The following is a 15,896-nucleotide window of genomic DNA, read 5'->3' on the forward strand; positions in this document are numbered from 1 at the left end:
AACTGTAGAAGTTACGGATTGCTCCGTGTTTCGCACTCCCGCTGTCAATATCCCCTGTCGCTGCTCAGCATGTACAGCAGAGCGTTGCAGATGCAGGCGGCGATGTTGCTCCCGCCTTTGCGCCCTCTTGCTACGATGTATGGCACATCGGTCTGCATGATAAGCTCCTTCGACTGCACGACATTCACAAAGCCGACCGGGACGCCGATGATGAGCTCGGGCTTCACCGTCCCGTTCTCGATCATCTCATACAGGCGCACCAGCGCCGTCGGCGCGTTTCCCACCGCAAAGATAAGCTTCCGGTCCAGCCTGGCAGCTTTTTCCATGCATACCGCGGCGCGGGTGACGCCCCGTTTTTTCGCCTCTTCTGCCACATCCGGATCGGACATGAAGCACAGTGCCTCTCCTCCGTATCGGGCAAGCGCATGCTTGTTGATTCCGGAGTGCGCCATATGCGTGTCCGTAACGATGCTCGCCCCGCCGCGGATCGCATCCAGTGCCTTTTCCACGACGTTCTCTGAGAAGCAGAGGTTATCCGCGTAATCAAAATCCGCGCTGGTATGGATACACCGCTTCACAATCAGCTCCGTTCCGGGTATCAGCAGACGATTCTTCTCTCCTAGTTCCTCCGTGATGATTTCGAAGCTTCGCTTCTCAATATCCATCGGCTTCACATTTTCCAGTTCGATCTTTACTTCTGACATATCGGTAATTCCCATCCTTTTCGATAAAACCTGCACTATTATATAATCACACGCCGGCATCCAGAATCTTAATCACACACCGGCATCCAGAATCCTGTAGATTTTTTTCAGATCCATGTTCTTGCGAAGCTCCTCTGCCAGAATGTCATACTGACTTTCCTTAAAGGTCTGATAATCCACGCCCGTCATATCCGAGGTGTCCATCCCCTTCCTTCGTCCCAGAGCCTCCACAATTCTGTCGGCTACCATTTCCCGGTCGAAGACGCTGTGGACATAGGTTCCATATACGTTTCCCTGCTGAGCGCCGTCCTGTTTTTCGGTCGCGCCCTCCACATTCGTATCCCGGATATGCACCGTCGGCACTGCGTTCTCATTCAAGGTGCTGACACCCATATGGATCTCATATCCCTCGATTGCCGTCCCGGACAGGTTTTTCAGTGCGCCCTGAAGCTGTCCGAAGTTTCCTTCCACACGGGTGCGGGTTTTTTCTCCCGCAAAAACAGTGTGCATCGGAAGCAGGCCCATTCCCTTGATGGAACCGCCGTTCTCAACGCCCAGAGGATCGGAGAGCGTCTCCCCGAGCATCTGATATCCGCCGCAGACGCCGAAAATCACGGTGCCCTCCGAAGCCGCCTTCAGGACAGCCGCCTCCAGACCGTTCTGTCTCATCCAGAGAAGATCTTCCATGGTATTTTTGGTGCCGGGAAGAATGATCATATCGGGATTCTTCAGCTCCGACACCCGATCCACATACCGAAGAGAGACGCCCTTCATCTTCTCAAATGGATTGAAATCCGTGAAATTTGAAATCCGGGGCGTGCGGATGACCACAATATCAATCGCGGCGACGGTCTGACTGCCCGAGAACCGCTCCGTGAGACTGTCCTCATCCTCTACCTCGATGTGAAGGTAGGGCGCGACACCGACAACCGGAATCCCGGATCTTTCTTCCAGCATCCGGATTCCCGGATCCAGAATGGTCCGGTCTCCCCGGAACTTGTTGATCACAAGTCCCTTCACCATCTTCCTCTCGTCCTCTTCCAGAAGCTCAACCGTTCCGATCAGCTGCGCAAAAACGCCGCCACGGTCGATGTCGCCGACCAGAAGAACCGGCGCACCGGCGATTTTCGCCATTCCCATATTAACGAAACAGTCGGCATCCTTCAGATTGATTTCCGCAGGGCTGCCCGCGCCCTCGATCACGATAATGTCATTCTCCGCGGCGAGGGACTCGTACGCCTTTCTGACCTCCGGGATCAGGTTCGGCTTATAGCGGAAATATTCCCTGGCATCCATGTTCCCCAGGACCTCCCCGTTTACGATGACCTGAGAGCCGGTGTCATTCGTGGGCTTCAGAAGAATCGGGTTCATCCGCACATCCGGTTCCACACCGGCGCACTCCGCCTGCATCACCTGCGCCCGTCCCATCTCCAGGCCCTGGCGCGTGATAAAGGAATTCAGTGCCATATTCTGCGCCTTGAACGGCGCCACCCTGTATCCGTCCTGCCTGAAAATGCGGCACAGTCCCGCGGCGATCAGGCTCTTCCCGGCGTTGGACATTGTGCCTTGAATCATTATTGCTTTTGCCATAATCAAATCCTCTTATCTGATGTCTTCTGATGTCTCTGTATCCCTGCGCACAATATTCCGCCGGGTCATTCCAAGCGCTTCAATCAGCCTTTCGTTGTCCGGATGCAGCCGTACCGCAACGCGGTAATACCCGTTTCCGAGATTGTGATAGTTAGAACAGTCCCGGATCATGATCCCGTAAGGCAGAAGCTTTTCGGAAAGCCCCTCCTCTCCCTTGAAGAAGATATAATTTGCGCAGGAATCGAATACCTGAAATCCCAGATTTTTCAGCGATTTTTTCAGATATGCCCGCTCCTTGCGCACAACTGCCCTTGCCTTCTCCACGTATTCCTCTTCTTGAAGAGCTGCCGTCCCCGCCTTCTGTGCCGGAATCGAGACATTCCATGGCTGCACCGCCGAACGCATCCGGGACAAAAGATCCGCATCCGACGTCATCCCATACCCGAGCCGAAGACCGGCCATCGCGTACCGCTTGGTAAACGCCTTCAGAATAAAGATTTCCGGCTCCTCCTCCAGATACCCCCTGACTGTCAGACGCTTCGGATTATCACAAAAATCCTGGAAGCATTCATCCACAAAAAGCCTCACGCCCCTTGCCCGGCAGGTTTGGATAATCTCCCGCATCAGCTCCGGATCAACAGGAATGCCGGTCGGATTATTCGGATTACAGAGAACGGCAACGTCCAGATCCTCTGTAATCGCTTCCGCGAAATCCCGCGTCAGCCGGTAACCATCGGACTCCCGCAGAGCATAGAGCCGCACCGCGCATCCGGTGCTTTTCAGTGCCTGCTCATATTCCGCAAAGGTCGGGGCAAGGATGAGTGCCTGTTTCGGCCGCTGCGCCCAGGCATACGCAAAAATCACCTCCGCCGCGCCGTTTCCGCAGAACAGATACTCCTCCGGCACCTTCTCGTATGCAGACAAGGCACGGATCAGCTGTTCCTGCCGCACATCGGGGTAATGGCAGATCTCTGTCATACTCTCCTGTGCCGCGCGGATCACGCCCTCCGGCGTCCCGAGCGGATTCATATTTGATGAAAAATCAATGACGCCGGGATGCCGGTAGACATCCCCGCCATGTACTGTCTTAACCATTCCTTCACCTCTCCCGCCGGCACAGAAATCATCACCTGCACCAAGCTCCGACTGTCCGGCCATTCCTTTCCGGCAAATCACAGCTGTGCTGAAATCCCCGCCTGTGCCGGGTCCCGACTGTCCGGTCTTTCCTTTCTTCCGGCGCACGGGCACAGGAATCAACGCCTGCGCCGGGTAATAACTCTGGTTCTTTCCTTCCGCGCCGCCTCACACCAGCACAAGAATCAGCACTCGCACCGCTGCTGACAGAAGGAAGGCAAGCACGGCAGTTCCGTACATGATCCGGTTTGCGCGGGGAATGTCCTCCGGTACAATCTCGCGGATCGGGTCCCCGATATATGGTTTCCGGTGCAATTCCCCGAAGTACCACGCATCTCCCGCAAGCCGGATATCCAGCGCGCCGGCCATCGCGGCCTCGGTGTGCGCCGAATTCGGACTGGCGTGCTTCCGCCGGTCGCGCTTAAAAATCTTCATGGCATTTTTTCCGTCATTTCCGCAGATCTGCGCGGCAAGCACCATGAGCAGGCCGGAAATTCTCGCCGGAATGAAGTTCAGAACATCATCCAGCCTTGCCGCGAAGGTCCCGAACCACCGATACCGGTCATTGACGTACCCGATCATGGAATCCATCGTATTAACGGACTTGTAGAAGAATCCCCCCGCAGCTCCTCCGATCATCAGAAAAATCAGAGGCGCCACAACGCCGTCGGAGGCGTTTTCCGCGACGGTCTCAACCGCCGCCTTTGTGACTCCTGTCATATCCAGTTTTTCCGTATCCCTCCCCACAATCATGGAGACTGCCTTTCTGGCCCTTCCAAGATCTCCGGTCTTCACCTCACGGTAGACCTTCATGCTCTCATCCCGGAGTGATCTTGCCGCAAGAATCTGATAACACCAGAACGTCTCGACAGCAAAGCCAAGCCAGAAATTGACGTGATAGAAAAGTTTCAGAAGAACCACGGGAATCAGAGTGCTCACCGCCATGACACAGAGCGCGGTCAGAACGCCTGCTGTCCGCTCTCCTGTTTTTCCGGAAGGGAAAATCTTCCGGAAGAGCTTTTCAAAAAAGGTAATAAACTTTCCGATAAGCTGAACCGGGTGGTACAGACCGTGCGGATCCCCGAACACAAGGTCCAGAATTCCGCCGAGCAGTACCGCCGGAACGATATGGTCAAAGGTTTCTATTAGCATGATACTCTGCACACCTCTCGATAAATGCCTCAGCGATCCCCGGGTTTGCATAGAAATACAGATGAGGGAACCCTGCATAAAGGGTATCCGTGCTTCTGACGCAGCGCCAGGAGCGGTTTCCGACCGGTTTGCGCGCGAGGAAAGTGCTGCCGGGGTCCTCTGATTCGTAGTAATGGAATTCGTGGGACCGGATCTCTCCGACATCCCTTCCGAACATGGTTCCTCCTGTGAGCGTCACATAGCCGAACCGCGTCAGACGTCCGGTATAGTACGCACTCTCCGGAAAAACACCCGCCATTGGCCATACATTACCCTCCAGGTCGGTCAGCTGCCTGTGCAGGTAGAGAAATCCCCCGCATTCCGCCAGTGTGGGGAGTCCCCCTGTCACAGCTCTGCGGACAGACTCCCGCATCGAAGCATTCTCTCCCAGCTCTTTTCCGTAAAGCTCCGGGTATCCGCCGTGGAGCATCAGACCATCCAGGTTATCGGGAAGGCAGGAATCGTGAATCGGAGAAAAAGGAACCAGCTCAGCGCCCATCTCCCTCAGAAGATCCAGATTGTCCGCATAGAAAAAACAGAAGGCCTCATCCTTTGCGAGGCCGATCCTGACCTTTCCACTTCCGCATTCTTTCCCGCTCTGCTCTGCCGCACCGCAATCCGGGGTACTGTACTTTTCAGGATTACTTTTCTGCACGGTCAGTGCCGGGGCGCTCCCGGCAATTTCAAGGATCTGACTCAGATCCAGCGTCCCGTCCAGTACGTCTGCCAGCCTGTCCAGCCTGTCCTGAAAAGAGGCAATCTCATCCGGCATCAGAAGTCCCAGATGCCGGCTCTCCAGCGCGCAGTCCTTTACGACCGGCACATAGCCGACAACGGGTATTCCGACCTCCCTCTCGATCATTTCTTTCATCCTGGGATAGAGTCCCGCGGAAACACGGTTTAATATCAACCCCCGGATACAGCGCTTTTCCTGAAAATCCAGAAAGCCCCGGATCAGAGGAAGTACAGAACGGCTGACTCCCTTTGCGGGAACAATCAGAAGAACCGGCGTGTCCGTGACAGAGGCCAGATCACTTGCCCCTGCTCTCGAGCTGTCAATTCCCATCCCGTCAAAATATCCCATTACGCCTTCCAGAACGGCCAGATCCGCGTCCTTTGCGTTCCGCGCCAGAAGACCTCTGGTCGTATCCGGGTCCGTGAAAAAGGTGTCCAGATTCCGGCTTCTCGTACCGAGAACCTTCGTATGGAACATCGGGTCGATGAAATCCGGTCCGCATTTAAAGGAAGCCGGCTTCAATCCCTTTTTCTTCAGAAGATTCAGCAATCCGCAGGTGATCAGCGTCTTGCCGCTGCCGCTGGAAGGCGCCGCGATCATGATCCGGCTGATTCTGATCTTCTCATAATTATCCGTGTCTGCTTTTGCAATTTCCGTACGTACCCGATTATCATCCATATGTACTGTATCATTTTTTATATGTGCCGTATTGTTTCCCATATGTACCGTATTCTTTTCTACATGAACCGTATTTTTTCAAGTGAACCGTGTTTTTCCCAAGTGAACCGTGTTTTTCCAAGTGAACCGTCTTATTTTTCACATCAGCAACGACTTCTCAGCTTTCCTCGTCGAACTTCTCGCCGTCAACTCCGGTGTGGACGAGAGCTCTCTCCAGTTCATTCTCCGATTCTTTCGCCTCAGCGCCTTCCGCTGTGATCACGTACACCGGATTCTGCCCCATCATCATGTGATAGGGCCCCGCCTTCTTCGACTTCGCAACCGTGATGCAGGCGATGTCCGGCTCACTAAACGGAAGCTTTTTCAGAATTTCCAGTGCCTGCGAGACTGTCTCGAGCGTAATGGCATTCAGTACGATGCGGATCCGCGGATTCTTGTCCAGCAGGGTCCGCAGAATCTCCTCCATATTTCCGCCGGTGCCGCCGAGAAAGGCATGCGTCGGTACCGGAAGGTCCTTCAGTGCCTCCGGTGCCAGCCCCTCTACGATCTCCATATTGTCCACGCGGAACTTCAGCTTGTTCGAATAGAGAAGCCGAACCGCCGCGGGGTTCTTCTCGATTGCGTAAACCTTTCCGTTCACCGCCCGCAGTGCCGCTTCAACCGAGCACGAACCGCTGCCGGCACCGATATCGTATACAACCGACCGATCCGTCAGCCGGAGCTTTCCGATCGAAACGATGCGTACCTCTTCCTTCGTCATGGGAACCTTGTCCCGCAGGAAATCCTCGTCCGGCACCCCGCTCGTCACGACAGGATTCACGTTCGGATTTTCCACCAGAATCACACTGAGGGCGGATGACTCATAATCCGCAAAATCGACCGGACGCCCCGAAAGAATTTTCTCCTCCGGATATCCGAGATTCTCACCAATATGTACCGTCACCTCATTCATGTCATAAGTGATTAGCTTCCGGCAGATCTCCGCCGCCTGATCCTTCGTGCCAAGGATGGAAAAAACCTTTCCGTTCCGGCAGATTTCGCCGATGAGGTTGCAGTTCATCCCGTGCATGCTTGTCAGCTTCACGTCCTCCCAGGCGATGCGGAGCTGACTGCAGAAATAGACGACCGATGAAATCCCCGGCATGACGCGGATCGAATCGTCCGGATTGTGCCGTGTGCCGAGCGCCGCGTACAGTTTCTTTGCTCCGCTGAAAAATCCGACATCGCCGGACATCAGAATGGAGATCCTCGAAGCATTTGGATGCTCTTCAATTGCCGCAGCTACCCTCGCGGGCAGATATTCCGCGCAGGTTTCCTGCCCTTTTCCCGCGACATCCCGCAGCATACGCTCCGCCCCGATCAACAGATCAGAAGAACGGATAAAATCCACCGCCTCCACGGTCAGTCCCTTTTCTGTTCCCATACCAATGCCAATCACGGCAATTTCACTCATAAATCATTCTCCTGTCAAAAAATCCCATCCCCGAGGCGTTCCAAATCCGACAATCACATGTCCGGCTTTCACGGAACGCATCCTGCGCCGAAGTCAGTTACCTGTCTGACACTCTCGAAACCGGCTTTCACAGAACGCATCCTGCGCCGAACCCGTCTTCTCATTCCAAATCAGCTGGTTTCCTGCCCGATCTTTTCACGGATCCGTTTTACACAATCCTCCACAGATATGCCCTTCTCGTCAAGAGGCCTGCGGATGATAATCATCCGGCAGCCGCAGGCCTTTGCCGCACTTTCCTTCTCCGGGAAGCCGCCCTCTCTTCCGGTATCCTTTGTAACCAGGTATTTCGCCTTCGTCTGATGGATCAGGGCGATATTCATCTCCTCGGAGAACGGTCCCTGCATGCAGATCAGGTTTCTTCCCTGAAAGCCGAGATCCGCGCATGAAGCCACCACAGAAGGAAGAGAGAGCACCCTGGCAAAGAGACGCTCCCGATAATCCGGAACCGAGGTGAAAACCCTCAGCTCCTTGCTTCCGGTCGTGAGGAGCACGTTTCCTTCTGTCCCCGCGAGCCATGCGGCAGCCTCCTCTGTGCTTCCGACCACAATATTTCCGTCAGGAAGCTCATAGAAAGAATCCGGCGCCATCTGCTCTCCGACCATCCTTCCTGCGACCTCAGCCGCACGGTCCGCCGGAGCATGGTCGTCCGGCGTCTCCTCCTCCATGGTCGTCCCGCGGAGCACCCGGATATATTCCCTTCCCGCTTCTGCACAGGCCTTCCGGATATTCTCCGTCACAGCCGCTGCATACGGATGGGTGGCATCTATGATGACGGCATCCTCTGGCGTGTTCTCGAGGATCTCACGGACCATATCCACTTGCGTCAGCCTTCCGCTGTGGACATCCAGATTTTCCCCCGGAGAGATCAGACTTTTCCCGTACTCCGTCGCGGTAAAGCAGCAGATCTGTATTTTTCTCCGGCCGTTCCGTTCCCCGATCTCCTTCAGACGATCCGCCAGGACGCGGCCCTCTGTCGTTCCGGCAAACAAGAATACATCATACATTCCGATATCCTCTCGGCGTCACCATATGTCCGTTGACGATTTTTGTCTGGGAGTTTCCGATGAAAACCGTCGTAAACATGTTGACCGGCGTATCCCGAAGCTCGCGGAGCGTCAGAATCTTCATCGACTCTCCCTCCCTGCCGATATTTTCCACAATCCCGCACACATTGTCATCCTTCCGGTACTGCAGCAGTATGTCACAGGCCTTCTGGAGATAGTCGGATCTCTTCCGGCTCTGCGGGTTGTAAATCACGATCGCAAAATCCGCCTCACCGGCCGCTGCCAAACGCTTCTCGATCTTTTCGATCGGCGTCAGAAGATCGGACAGACTGATCAGACAGAAATCATGAATCAGAGGAGCTCCAAGCACCGCGGCTCCTCCAAGAGCAGCCGTAACGCCCGGAATAATTCGGAGAGATACCTCCGGGTAACGCTCCCCGACCTCATACATCAGCCCTGCCATTCCGTAAACTCCTGCGTCTCCGCTGCAGATCATGGACACCTTCTTGTCCTTTTCCGCCTCCTCAAAGGCCAGGACGCAGCGGTCCACTTCCTTGCGCATCGGGGTCGACAGAAATTCCTTCCCCGGAAGATGATCTCTGACCAGATCGATATACACGGTATAGCCGATGATCGTGTCGCTGTTTTGCAAAGCCTCCGCGGCTTCCACTGTCATTTTTTCCCAGGCACCCGGTCCGATACCCACTACATTTATCTGTTTCATAAATAGAATCCTTTCGTTTTCTGCAGGCGGGAATCCGCTGCCTTTCGATTGCGGGCAGCTGACAGATTCCCTCCGGGCGGATCAAACCGCCCTCTCCGCTTTCATCGTATATGTGCATCTGCTGCCGTCCGGCATTAAGCTTCCGATTCAATGCTGTCCGGCATTGAGCTTTCGGTTCAATGCTGTCCAGCGCCAAGCTTCCGGTTCAATACTACTCTGCTACCCGACCTTGATCTTCCGGTTCAGCAGAGCGACTGCTACCGTAACCCCGTCCTCAGCGACCTTCCGGATGATCAGGTCTCCGCCGCCGTCACAGACCGCGCTTCGCTCGCACACATTATCGGTGCCCGTTGTTTTTCTCACGAAGTCTGATTTTGTGAAGCTGCCCTCTGCCATGTTCAGCTCATCCGCGGAGAAGGTATGCAGCGGCACTCCCAGGGATTTGCAGTACTCGACCAGCCCCGGCTCGTCCCTCTTCAGATCGATGCTCGCCACCGAGGCGATGGCTTCCGGGTAGAGGCTGTACTGCCGCAGGGTATCATCCACCAGCTTCCGGATCACCGAAGCCGGCGTTCCCCTCTTGCATCCGATTCCGAGGACAAGGCACTTCGGAATCAGCCAGAGCGTGTGATCAAAATACTGCCGGTTGTAGGAGGGACTGATGTAGATTCCCAGAGAAGTTCCCTCCTCCTCATTCTCCGCGCTCAGCGCTCTCGCCGTATCCAGCTTGTCAGACCAGTAAATGCCCTCGGGCAGATCTCCCTCCACCGGGAAATGTGTGTAAAATCCCACCGGCTCGCCGGCGAGAAGGGCAGCCGAAACCTCCTTGGCGTAGGTCATATTTGAGATCACCATGTCATTCCGGTCGGCATAGACATCGACCGCGAACTTGTGGCTCACATCGGTCGCCGTCGTGATGACCGGAACACTTCCCAGTCCCGCCGAAAGGTTCTCCACCATTTCATTGGCCCCGCCGATGTGCCCGGACAGCAGAGAGATGCAGAACTTTCCTCTCTCATCTACCACAATGACCGCCGGATCCGTGCGCTTATCCCGAACGTACGGCGCGATCGCGCGAACCGCGATGCCCGCTGCTCCTACAAAAATGAGGGTGTCGCAGGTGTGAAAGCACTTACCGGCCCACTCCTGAACCGGGACACTCAGCTCCCGGAAGCCTGTGCCGGCCAGATACTTGCCCTTCCCATACCACTCGATCTCCACATCGTCTGCATCCCCGGACGCGAATGATCCACGCAGAACCCGGATGATTCGTTTCGATACTTCACTTCCCGATTTTGTAAAACATATTCCTGCAATCTTCATCTAAAAGCCCCTGCTCTCTGTTGTGCCCCCGCATTCCGTATGTTCCAGATCCTTCCATATGTTTCTAAGCCAAGCCGCTCTTGGCGTCCGCGCCTTCCTCTCAGGATTTTTTCCCGGAGGAAGCCTCTCTGAATTCCGTCGTAAATTCCGGGTCATAGAGCTTTGACCGGTCGTAGTGGGAATGTGTAACCACATCTCCAATAATCATCAGCGCTGTCTTCGTCACATGGTTTTCTCTCGCCGTCTCGGCCAGAGTCCCGACGGTACAGATATACGCCCGTTCATCCGGCCAGGTTGCGCGGTACACGATTGCCGCAGGGGTGTCTGCGGTATATCCGCCCTCGATCAGCCGCTTCGAAAGCTCCTCCAGCATGCCTGTACTCAGAAATACAACCATGGTCGCGTGATGCGCGGCAAAGGACTGAATGCTTTCCTTCTCCGGTACCGGCGTCCGTCCTTCCATTCTCGTAATGATCACACTCTGAGAGACGTCAGGAAGAGTGTACTCCAGATTCAGTGCCGAGGCTGCTCCGCAGAAGGAGCTGACCCCCGGTGTATAATCATACGCAATGCCCTTCTCGTCAAGTACGTCCATCTGCTCCCGGATCGCCCCGTACAGGCATGGATCTCCGGTATGGAGACGGACCGTCATAAAGCCCTTTTTCTCTGCCTCAAAGATGACATCCAGCACCTCTTCCAGCGTCATCTTCGCGGAATTCCAGATTTTGCAGTTTTTCTTCGCGTACTGCAGAAGCTCCGGATTCACCAGCGAACCCGCGTAGATGATCACATCCGCCTTCTCCAGATACTCTTTTCCGCGGACTGTAATCAGATCCGCGGCACCGGAACCGGCGCCTACAAAATGTACCATTCTTTTTTCCTCCTGTCGCGTCCCCTATGCGGAACGCTGTCTTCAATTTTCTCCGTTGCGTCCCCGATGCGGAACGCTGTCTTCACTTCTTATATACAATACAATGCCCGCCGCTTCTCCGGATCATCCGGAGGCAGCAAAAACCGGTTGTTCAAAGTACAAAATTCTTCAGCCCTGTCTTCGCAGCTTCTCCACCAGATCCGGCACGTTCTCCGTCCCTCCGAGCTTTCCGAAGACATTCGAGAAGATCACGGCGCCGGTTTCGATTCTTCCCTGCACTCTGGCATTCAGATAAAAGCCGATCCGTTCGGTGATACGCTTCATCGCCGCGTCAAAGAGTCCGTCGCCGCCCTCCTGTTTCAGGATCTTCAGCGCATCCTCCGTCGTATTGGTGGAGAGAACCTCTCTCGCCAGATCCGCGCCGCCTCCGGCGCGCAGCACCGCTGCGGCCATCAGCTCTGCCCGGCAATCCGCCTCATGAGAATGCGTGTTCATGATTCCCCCGGAAACCTTGATAAATTTTCCGATATGGGAGATAAAAAGGATGCCCTTTACTCCCAGATCCACCGCCATGTCCAGCGTCTCGCCGACGAAATTGCTGCATTTCATCTCATGCGTGCGGACCAGATCCGGCATCTCCGAAGCAAACCTCTCGCCGAAATTTCCCGGGGTAATGACAAGATATTCTCCGCCGTTCTCCCGGCGCATCTTCATCTCCACCCGGATCGTATCGATCAGAGCCTTTTCACTCATCGGCATGACGATGCCGCTGGTGCCGAGCACGGAGATTCCCCCGACAATACCGAGCCTCGGATTAAATGTCTTCTCCGCGATCCTCTGTCCCTCCGGGATCCGGATGATCACGGAAATTCCTCCCGTGTAACCCTGTTCTCTGCAGACCTCCAGAACGCCCTTTGTGATCATTTCCCTGGGAACATGATTGATCGCCGCGTTTCCGACCGGCTGATCAAGGCCCGGCTTCGTCACCCGGCCGACTCCTTCGCCGCCGTCAATGGTCACGCCGGCCTCCCCGGTACACGAAACCTCCGCATAGATCAGGGCTCCGTTCGTCGCGTCAATATCATCTCCGCCGTCCTTTCGGACCGCGCAGCACACCTTTACGGGAATACCGCTCTCATCTCTCTGGATATGGATATCCTCGACCGGGAGATGCAGCCGGATTCCCTTCGGCGTATCCAGAACGATTTCCTCGGTCTCCACTCCGGTCAGGAGCGTTCTCGTTCCTGCCTTTGCCGCAGCCGCGGCACAGGAGCCGGTTGTGTATCCCATTCTGAGCTTTTTGTGATCATAGAGCACGAAGGATTCTTCCAGACCTGTCCGGGGTGAATCCTTGCTCTTATCCCTTCCACCGTTTAATTTTTTTTCTTTATCCATTGATGAATCCGTTTCTCTGACTGTGCAAGCCACTCGTCAAGTTCCGGGTCATCCGGAAAAATATCCTGAAATGCCCGATATTCATCCCGGATGCCCTGTCCGTGCAGAACGCGATAAGCTCCCGCGTCGCTGCCAAGAGCGACCGGAATCCCAAGCTCACGTCCCCTTCGGATATTTTTCCTGAGACCGCTCCAGATCTCTGTCAGAACCGCGTCGGAAAAACGTCCGGAACCGATCAGATTCCGAACCGTCGAGCAGGTCGGTACCCAGACCGCTCCGCTCTCCGCCAGAGCCTCCAGACTTTCCTCGTTCTGAAAATTTCCATGCTCCAGAGAATCCACACCGGCCTCCGCAGCGTCAATCACCCCTCTGCTTCCGTTTGTGTGACTCATGACCTTCATGCCGGACTCATGGGCGATATGAACCATCTCCCTGACATCCTCTCTTTTGAGCCCCTCCTCCGAAAGACCGTCGGATGTCTCAAAAGTCATGATTCCCGAAGTCATGATTTTGATGAAGTCTCCGCCCTGCTCCTTCACCTCCGAGACGAGCTGTGCGTATTCTCTGAGGTTCGAAAAAGGTTTTCCGACCACCCTGCCGTAATGTCCCTCCCGGAAAATTCCGAAAACCGGCGTAAGATACCGGATTCCGTACTCCGGCGCCAGCTTTCTTGCAAGACTTGAGACGCCATAGTGATCTCCGCCGTCGCGCACAAACGTGACGCCCGCGTCTCTGTATGCCTCAAGTTCTTTTCGGATCACCTTCTCATCCGGATGATCCCGGTGCGTTCTTACCGCGGCATGGTAATCATAACCATTCATAAACAAATGCGCATGACATTCACCGAACATTCCGATCTCCAGAATTTCCTCCTGAACAACACAGCTTCCAATACTCTACTCTCCAGAATTTCCTCCTGAACAACACAGCTTCCAATACTCTCCGGAATTCTCTCCTGAACAACACAGTTTCCAATACTCTCCGGAATTCTCTCTTGAATCAATCAAAGAGTGCTCTGCTAGAAACCGCGTCTGACAGAAAGTTGGAGATCGTCCCCCGTTTCCCTGACGGAAAGCAGAAAACCATCTCCGTTTCCTACATGCCATTCAAAATAGCTCTTCCGGGGATACCCGTATTTCTCAAGAACAGCCATGATTGTTCCTCCGTGTACCACCATGGCAGCCCGGATCACCGGATCGCCGGATGTACCGGAAATACTCCGGTCCTGCGCCTCTTCCGATGCTTTGCCGGTTCTCCCGGTTTTGCCGCAGAGATACTCCGATGCCCCGCCGGCTCTCCCGGCTTCGCCGCAGAGATGCTCCGACGCCTCTCGGACAACCCGGTCAAAGGCACGGCAGACTCTCTCCTGAAAGGAGCTCATGGATTCTCCGCCCGGAAAAGGCAGCCTTCCGCCGCTGTCAATCCAGCGCTGATAATCCACGTTTCCGCTCAGCTCCTGATAGTTCTTGTTTTCAAATTCACCGAAATCACACTCCCGGAAATCCGGAACGATCACCGGCTCCGATTCCGGAAACAGAATCGCCGCCGTCTCCACACAGCGCTTCATGGGACTTGCAAAGAGTATATCCGGATGATCCATCCGCATCTCTTCCAGCGATTTCCGCTTCGCCGAAAGACGCTCCGCCTCGGAAGCGAGCAACGGCTCGTCCGTCGTGCCAATGTAACGGTTCTCCGTATTCCCCTTTGTTCTGCCGTGCCGGATCATGACCAGCTCCATCATGCCTTCGTGAATCCTCATGTCTTCATGCCTTTTTCAATTCCCGTATCTTCAGGGGGGCTCGTGCCTCTTCAATGCTCGTTTCTTCAGGAGTTCAACTTCCTTCGAGCCTCGTGAGTCCTCATACCTTCTTGATAATGGTCGGTATTCCGCACACGATGCGGATCACCTCGTCCGCGCGCGACGCGATTTCCGTACAGATTCTTCCGTCCGTTTCCCTGTATCTGCGGTCAAAGCTGTCCGCCGGAACAATTCCGTAACCCAGTTCATTCGCCACAATGATGATGTCCGGATTACGCGCCATCAGCTCATCCACAAAATTGTCCAGTGTATCTCCATTCTGCAGGCTTCTTCCCACAAACTGGTGAAAATGCATGACGCCCCTGCTGTGATAGATCTCATTTCTGGAGCAGTCCTGTCCGTCCGCCCAGTCCTCCGGAGCAATCCCGTACTTTTCCTCCGCATAATGCGTTTTTCCCTGAAATGCACCGCCGATAATAAACTTCATACTATTAACCTCTCAACCATATTCTTCCGATACCGTCGCCGGCCACTGCCAGAATCAGCATCAGGAGCTCCGCGCCCGATACAAAAAATCCCGCAAGGTCTCCTGTCATTCCCCCGAAGTAATGCATGCAGGTCCGATAATAAATCAAAAATGCCAGCACAGAACCGGCGATCACACAGATGCCGGCAAGCGGGTCGATCAGAATCAGGCAGACGTAAAGTGCCGCAAGATAGACGATCATCACCCGTCGCACCATCCTCTTTCTCGCATGGCTGCCAAAAGCGGCAGCGGTTCCCTTCGGATTCGCGTTCGGAAAGGAAACCACGGATATCGCCGAATACGAGCGTGAAACCGCAAACATCAGGCACAGACATGCTGCTGTTTTCCCTGATACCTCCGACGCAAAGCCCAGTGCAATCAGAAAGAAGACACAGGCTCCGATCACCGCGAATGCTCCCACATGAGAATCTTTAAGAATGCGAAGGCGCTCCTCTCTGGTTCTCCATGAACTAAGCGCGTCCGTCGTGTCGAGAAACCCGTCGAAATGGATTCCGCCTGTCACCAGAAGCGGTATCACAACCGCGATTGCGGAGCGGAGCAGATCCGAAGCGCCGGTCCGTCCGCAAAGCAGAAACCACAGATACTCCAGCAGACCGATCACAAGACCGATCCAGGGAAAAAAACACATGGAATACTTCATGCTTTTTTCCGACCACTCGATATGCGGCATCGGAATCTTGGAATACATCGAGAACGCAACGATAAAGCTTTCAAATAAAGATTTCAA

Annotated in this window: 16 protein-coding genes; all 16 read right to left on the minus strand. The window is 54.8% G+C overall.

What is annotated here, in order from left to right; genetic code table 11:
* Positions 1-44: 44 nt before the first annotated feature.
* The 16 genes from ACTQ3A_RS11350 to ACTQ3A_RS11425 all read right to left on the minus strand — a co-directional run bounded on the left by ACTQ3A_RS11350 (position 45) and on the right by ACTQ3A_RS11425 (position 15,896).
* Positions 45-704 (minus strand): precorrin-8X methylmutase, encoded by a 660-nt coding sequence (locus tag ACTQ3A_RS11350; protein WP_441474488.1) that lies wholly within the window; start codon positions 702-704, stop codon positions 45-47.
* 72 nt (positions 705-776) lie between these two features.
* Complete coding sequence (locus ACTQ3A_RS11355) at positions 777-2,294, minus strand: cobyric acid synthase (RefSeq protein WP_441494904.1); 1,518 nt, start codon at positions 2,292-2,294, stop codon at positions 777-779.
* A 12-nt stretch (positions 2,295-2,306) separates the two neighbouring features.
* Positions 2,307-3,389, minus strand: a complete 1,083-nt coding sequence (locus ACTQ3A_RS11360; RefSeq protein WP_441494903.1) for a pyridoxal phosphate-dependent aminotransferase — start codon at positions 3,387-3,389, stop codon at positions 2,307-2,309.
* Between the two features lie 207 nt (positions 3,390-3,596).
* Complete coding sequence (gene cbiB / locus ACTQ3A_RS11365) at positions 3,597-4,580, minus strand: adenosylcobinamide-phosphate synthase CbiB (RefSeq protein WP_441494902.1); 984 nt, start codon at positions 4,578-4,580, stop codon at positions 3,597-3,599.
* Complete coding sequence (locus ACTQ3A_RS11370; protein WP_441494901.1) at positions 4,561-6,033, minus strand: cobyrinate a,c-diamide synthase; 1,473 nt, start codon at positions 6,031-6,033, stop codon at positions 4,561-4,563. Before ACTQ3A_RS11370 ends, cbiB begins: the two co-directional genes overlap by 20 nt.
* 10 nt (positions 6,034-6,043) lie before the next feature.
* On the minus strand, positions 6,044-6,175 hold the full coding sequence (locus ACTQ3A_RS11375) for a hypothetical protein (protein ID WP_441495327.1): 132 nt from the start codon (positions 6,173-6,175) through the stop codon (positions 6,044-6,046).
* 15 nt (positions 6,176-6,190) lie between these two features.
* Entirely contained in the window at positions 6,191-7,486 is a 1,296-nt protein-coding gene (gene cbiE / locus ACTQ3A_RS11380) for a precorrin-6y C5,15-methyltransferase (decarboxylating) subunit CbiE (protein WP_441494900.1), read from the minus strand.
* A 170-nt stretch (positions 7,487-7,656) separates the two neighbouring features.
* Positions 7,657-8,550, minus strand: coding sequence for a precorrin-6A/cobalt-precorrin-6A reductase (locus ACTQ3A_RS11385; RefSeq protein WP_441494899.1), 894 nt, complete (start codon positions 8,548-8,550; stop codon positions 7,657-7,659).
* Positions 8,543-9,274 carry a precorrin-3B C(17)-methyltransferase gene (gene cobJ, locus ACTQ3A_RS11390; RefSeq protein ID WP_441100216.1) on the minus strand — a complete coding sequence of 244 codons (732 nt, stop codon included), beginning with the start codon at positions 9,272-9,274 and terminating at the stop codon, positions 8,543-8,545. Before cobJ ends, ACTQ3A_RS11385 begins: the two co-directional genes overlap by 8 nt.
* A 219-nt stretch (positions 9,275-9,493) precedes the next feature.
* Positions 9,494-10,597, minus strand: a complete 1,104-nt coding sequence (locus tag ACTQ3A_RS11395; RefSeq protein ID WP_441494898.1) for a cobalt-precorrin 5A hydrolase — start codon at positions 10,595-10,597, stop codon at positions 9,494-9,496.
* A gap of 100 nt (positions 10,598-10,697) precedes the next feature.
* Positions 10,698-11,468 (minus strand): precorrin-4 C(11)-methyltransferase, encoded by a 771-nt coding sequence (gene cobM, locus ACTQ3A_RS11400; protein WP_441494897.1) that lies wholly within the window; start codon positions 11,466-11,468, stop codon positions 10,698-10,700.
* A 168-nt stretch (positions 11,469-11,636) separates the two neighbouring features.
* On the minus strand, positions 11,637-12,863 hold the full coding sequence (gene cbiD, locus ACTQ3A_RS11405; protein ID WP_441494896.1) for a cobalt-precorrin-5B (C(1))-methyltransferase CbiD: 1,227 nt from the start codon (positions 12,861-12,863) through the stop codon (positions 11,637-11,639).
* A complete protein-coding gene (locus tag ACTQ3A_RS11410) occupies positions 12,842-13,714 on the minus strand; it encodes an amidohydrolase family protein (RefSeq protein ID WP_441494895.1) in 873 nt (290 codons plus the stop codon). The genes cbiD and ACTQ3A_RS11410 overlap by 22 nt, the downstream gene beginning before the upstream one ends.
* A 167-nt stretch (positions 13,715-13,881) precedes the next feature.
* Entirely contained in the window at positions 13,882-14,622 is a 741-nt protein-coding gene (locus ACTQ3A_RS11415) for a histidine phosphatase family protein (RefSeq protein WP_441494894.1), read from the minus strand.
* Between the two features lie 100 nt (positions 14,623-14,722).
* Positions 14,723-15,109, minus strand: a complete 387-nt coding sequence (locus tag ACTQ3A_RS11420; protein ID WP_441100225.1) for a bifunctional adenosylcobinamide kinase/adenosylcobinamide-phosphate guanylyltransferase — start codon at positions 15,107-15,109, stop codon at positions 14,723-14,725.
* Between the two features lie 4 nt (positions 15,110-15,113).
* A complete protein-coding gene (locus ACTQ3A_RS11425) occupies positions 15,114-15,896 on the minus strand; it encodes an adenosylcobinamide-GDP ribazoletransferase (RefSeq protein WP_441494893.1) in 783 nt (260 codons plus the stop codon).

This window comes from Bilifractor sp. LCP21S3_F8, from assembly GCF_052117805.1.
Lineage (GTDB): Bacteria > Bacillota > Clostridia > Lachnospirales > Lachnospiraceae > Bilifractor.

Excerpts from the sequence above, each read along its gene's own strand:
- ACTQ3A_RS11350 (WP_441474488.1), bottom strand. The coding sequence starts at position 704 with ATGTCAGAAGTAAAGATCGAACTGGAAAATGTGAAGCCGATGGATATT.
- ACTQ3A_RS11355 (WP_441494904.1), bottom strand. The coding sequence starts at position 2,294 with ATGGCAAAAGCAATAATGATTCAAGGCACAATGTCCAACGCCGGGAAG.
- ACTQ3A_RS11360 (WP_441494903.1), bottom strand. The coding sequence starts at position 3,389 with ATGGTTAAGACAGTACATGGCGGGGATGTCTACCGGCATCCCGGCGTC.
- cbiB (WP_441494902.1), bottom strand. The coding sequence starts at position 4,580 with ATGCTAATAGAAACCTTTGACCATATCGTTCCGGCGGTACTGCTCGGC.
- ACTQ3A_RS11370 (WP_441494901.1), bottom strand. The coding sequence starts at position 6,033 with ATGGATGATAATCGGGTACGTACGGAAATTGCAAAAGCAGACACGGAT.
- cbiE (WP_441494900.1), bottom strand. The coding sequence starts at position 7,486 with ATGAGTGAAATTGCCGTGATTGGCATTGGTATGGGAACAGAAAAGGGA.
- ACTQ3A_RS11385 (WP_441494899.1), bottom strand. The coding sequence starts at position 8,550 with ATGTATGATGTATTCTTGTTTGCCGGAACGACAGAGGGCCGCGTCCTG.
- cobJ (WP_441100216.1), bottom strand. The coding sequence starts at position 9,274 with ATGAAACAGATAAATGTAGTGGGTATCGGACCGGGTGCCTGGGAAAAA.
- ACTQ3A_RS11395 (WP_441494898.1), bottom strand. The coding sequence starts at position 10,597 with ATGAAGATTGCAGGAATATGTTTTACAAAATCGGGAAGTGAAGTATCG.
- cobM (WP_441494897.1), bottom strand. The coding sequence starts at position 11,468 with ATGGTACATTTTGTAGGCGCCGGTTCCGGTGCCGCGGATCTGATTACA.
- cbiD (WP_441494896.1), bottom strand. The coding sequence starts at position 12,863 with ATGGATAAAGAAAAAAAATTAAACGGTGGAAGGGATAAGAGCAAGGAT.
- ACTQ3A_RS11410 (WP_441494895.1), bottom strand. The coding sequence starts at position 13,714 with ATGTTCGGTGAATGTCATGCGCATTTGTTTATGAATGGTTATGATTAC.
- ACTQ3A_RS11415 (WP_441494894.1), bottom strand. The coding sequence starts at position 14,622 with ATGAGGATTCACGAAGGCATGATGGAGCTGGTCATGATCCGGCACGGC.
- ACTQ3A_RS11420 (WP_441100225.1), bottom strand. The coding sequence starts at position 15,109 with ATGAAGTTTATTATCGGCGGTGCATTTCAGGGAAAAACGCATTATGCG.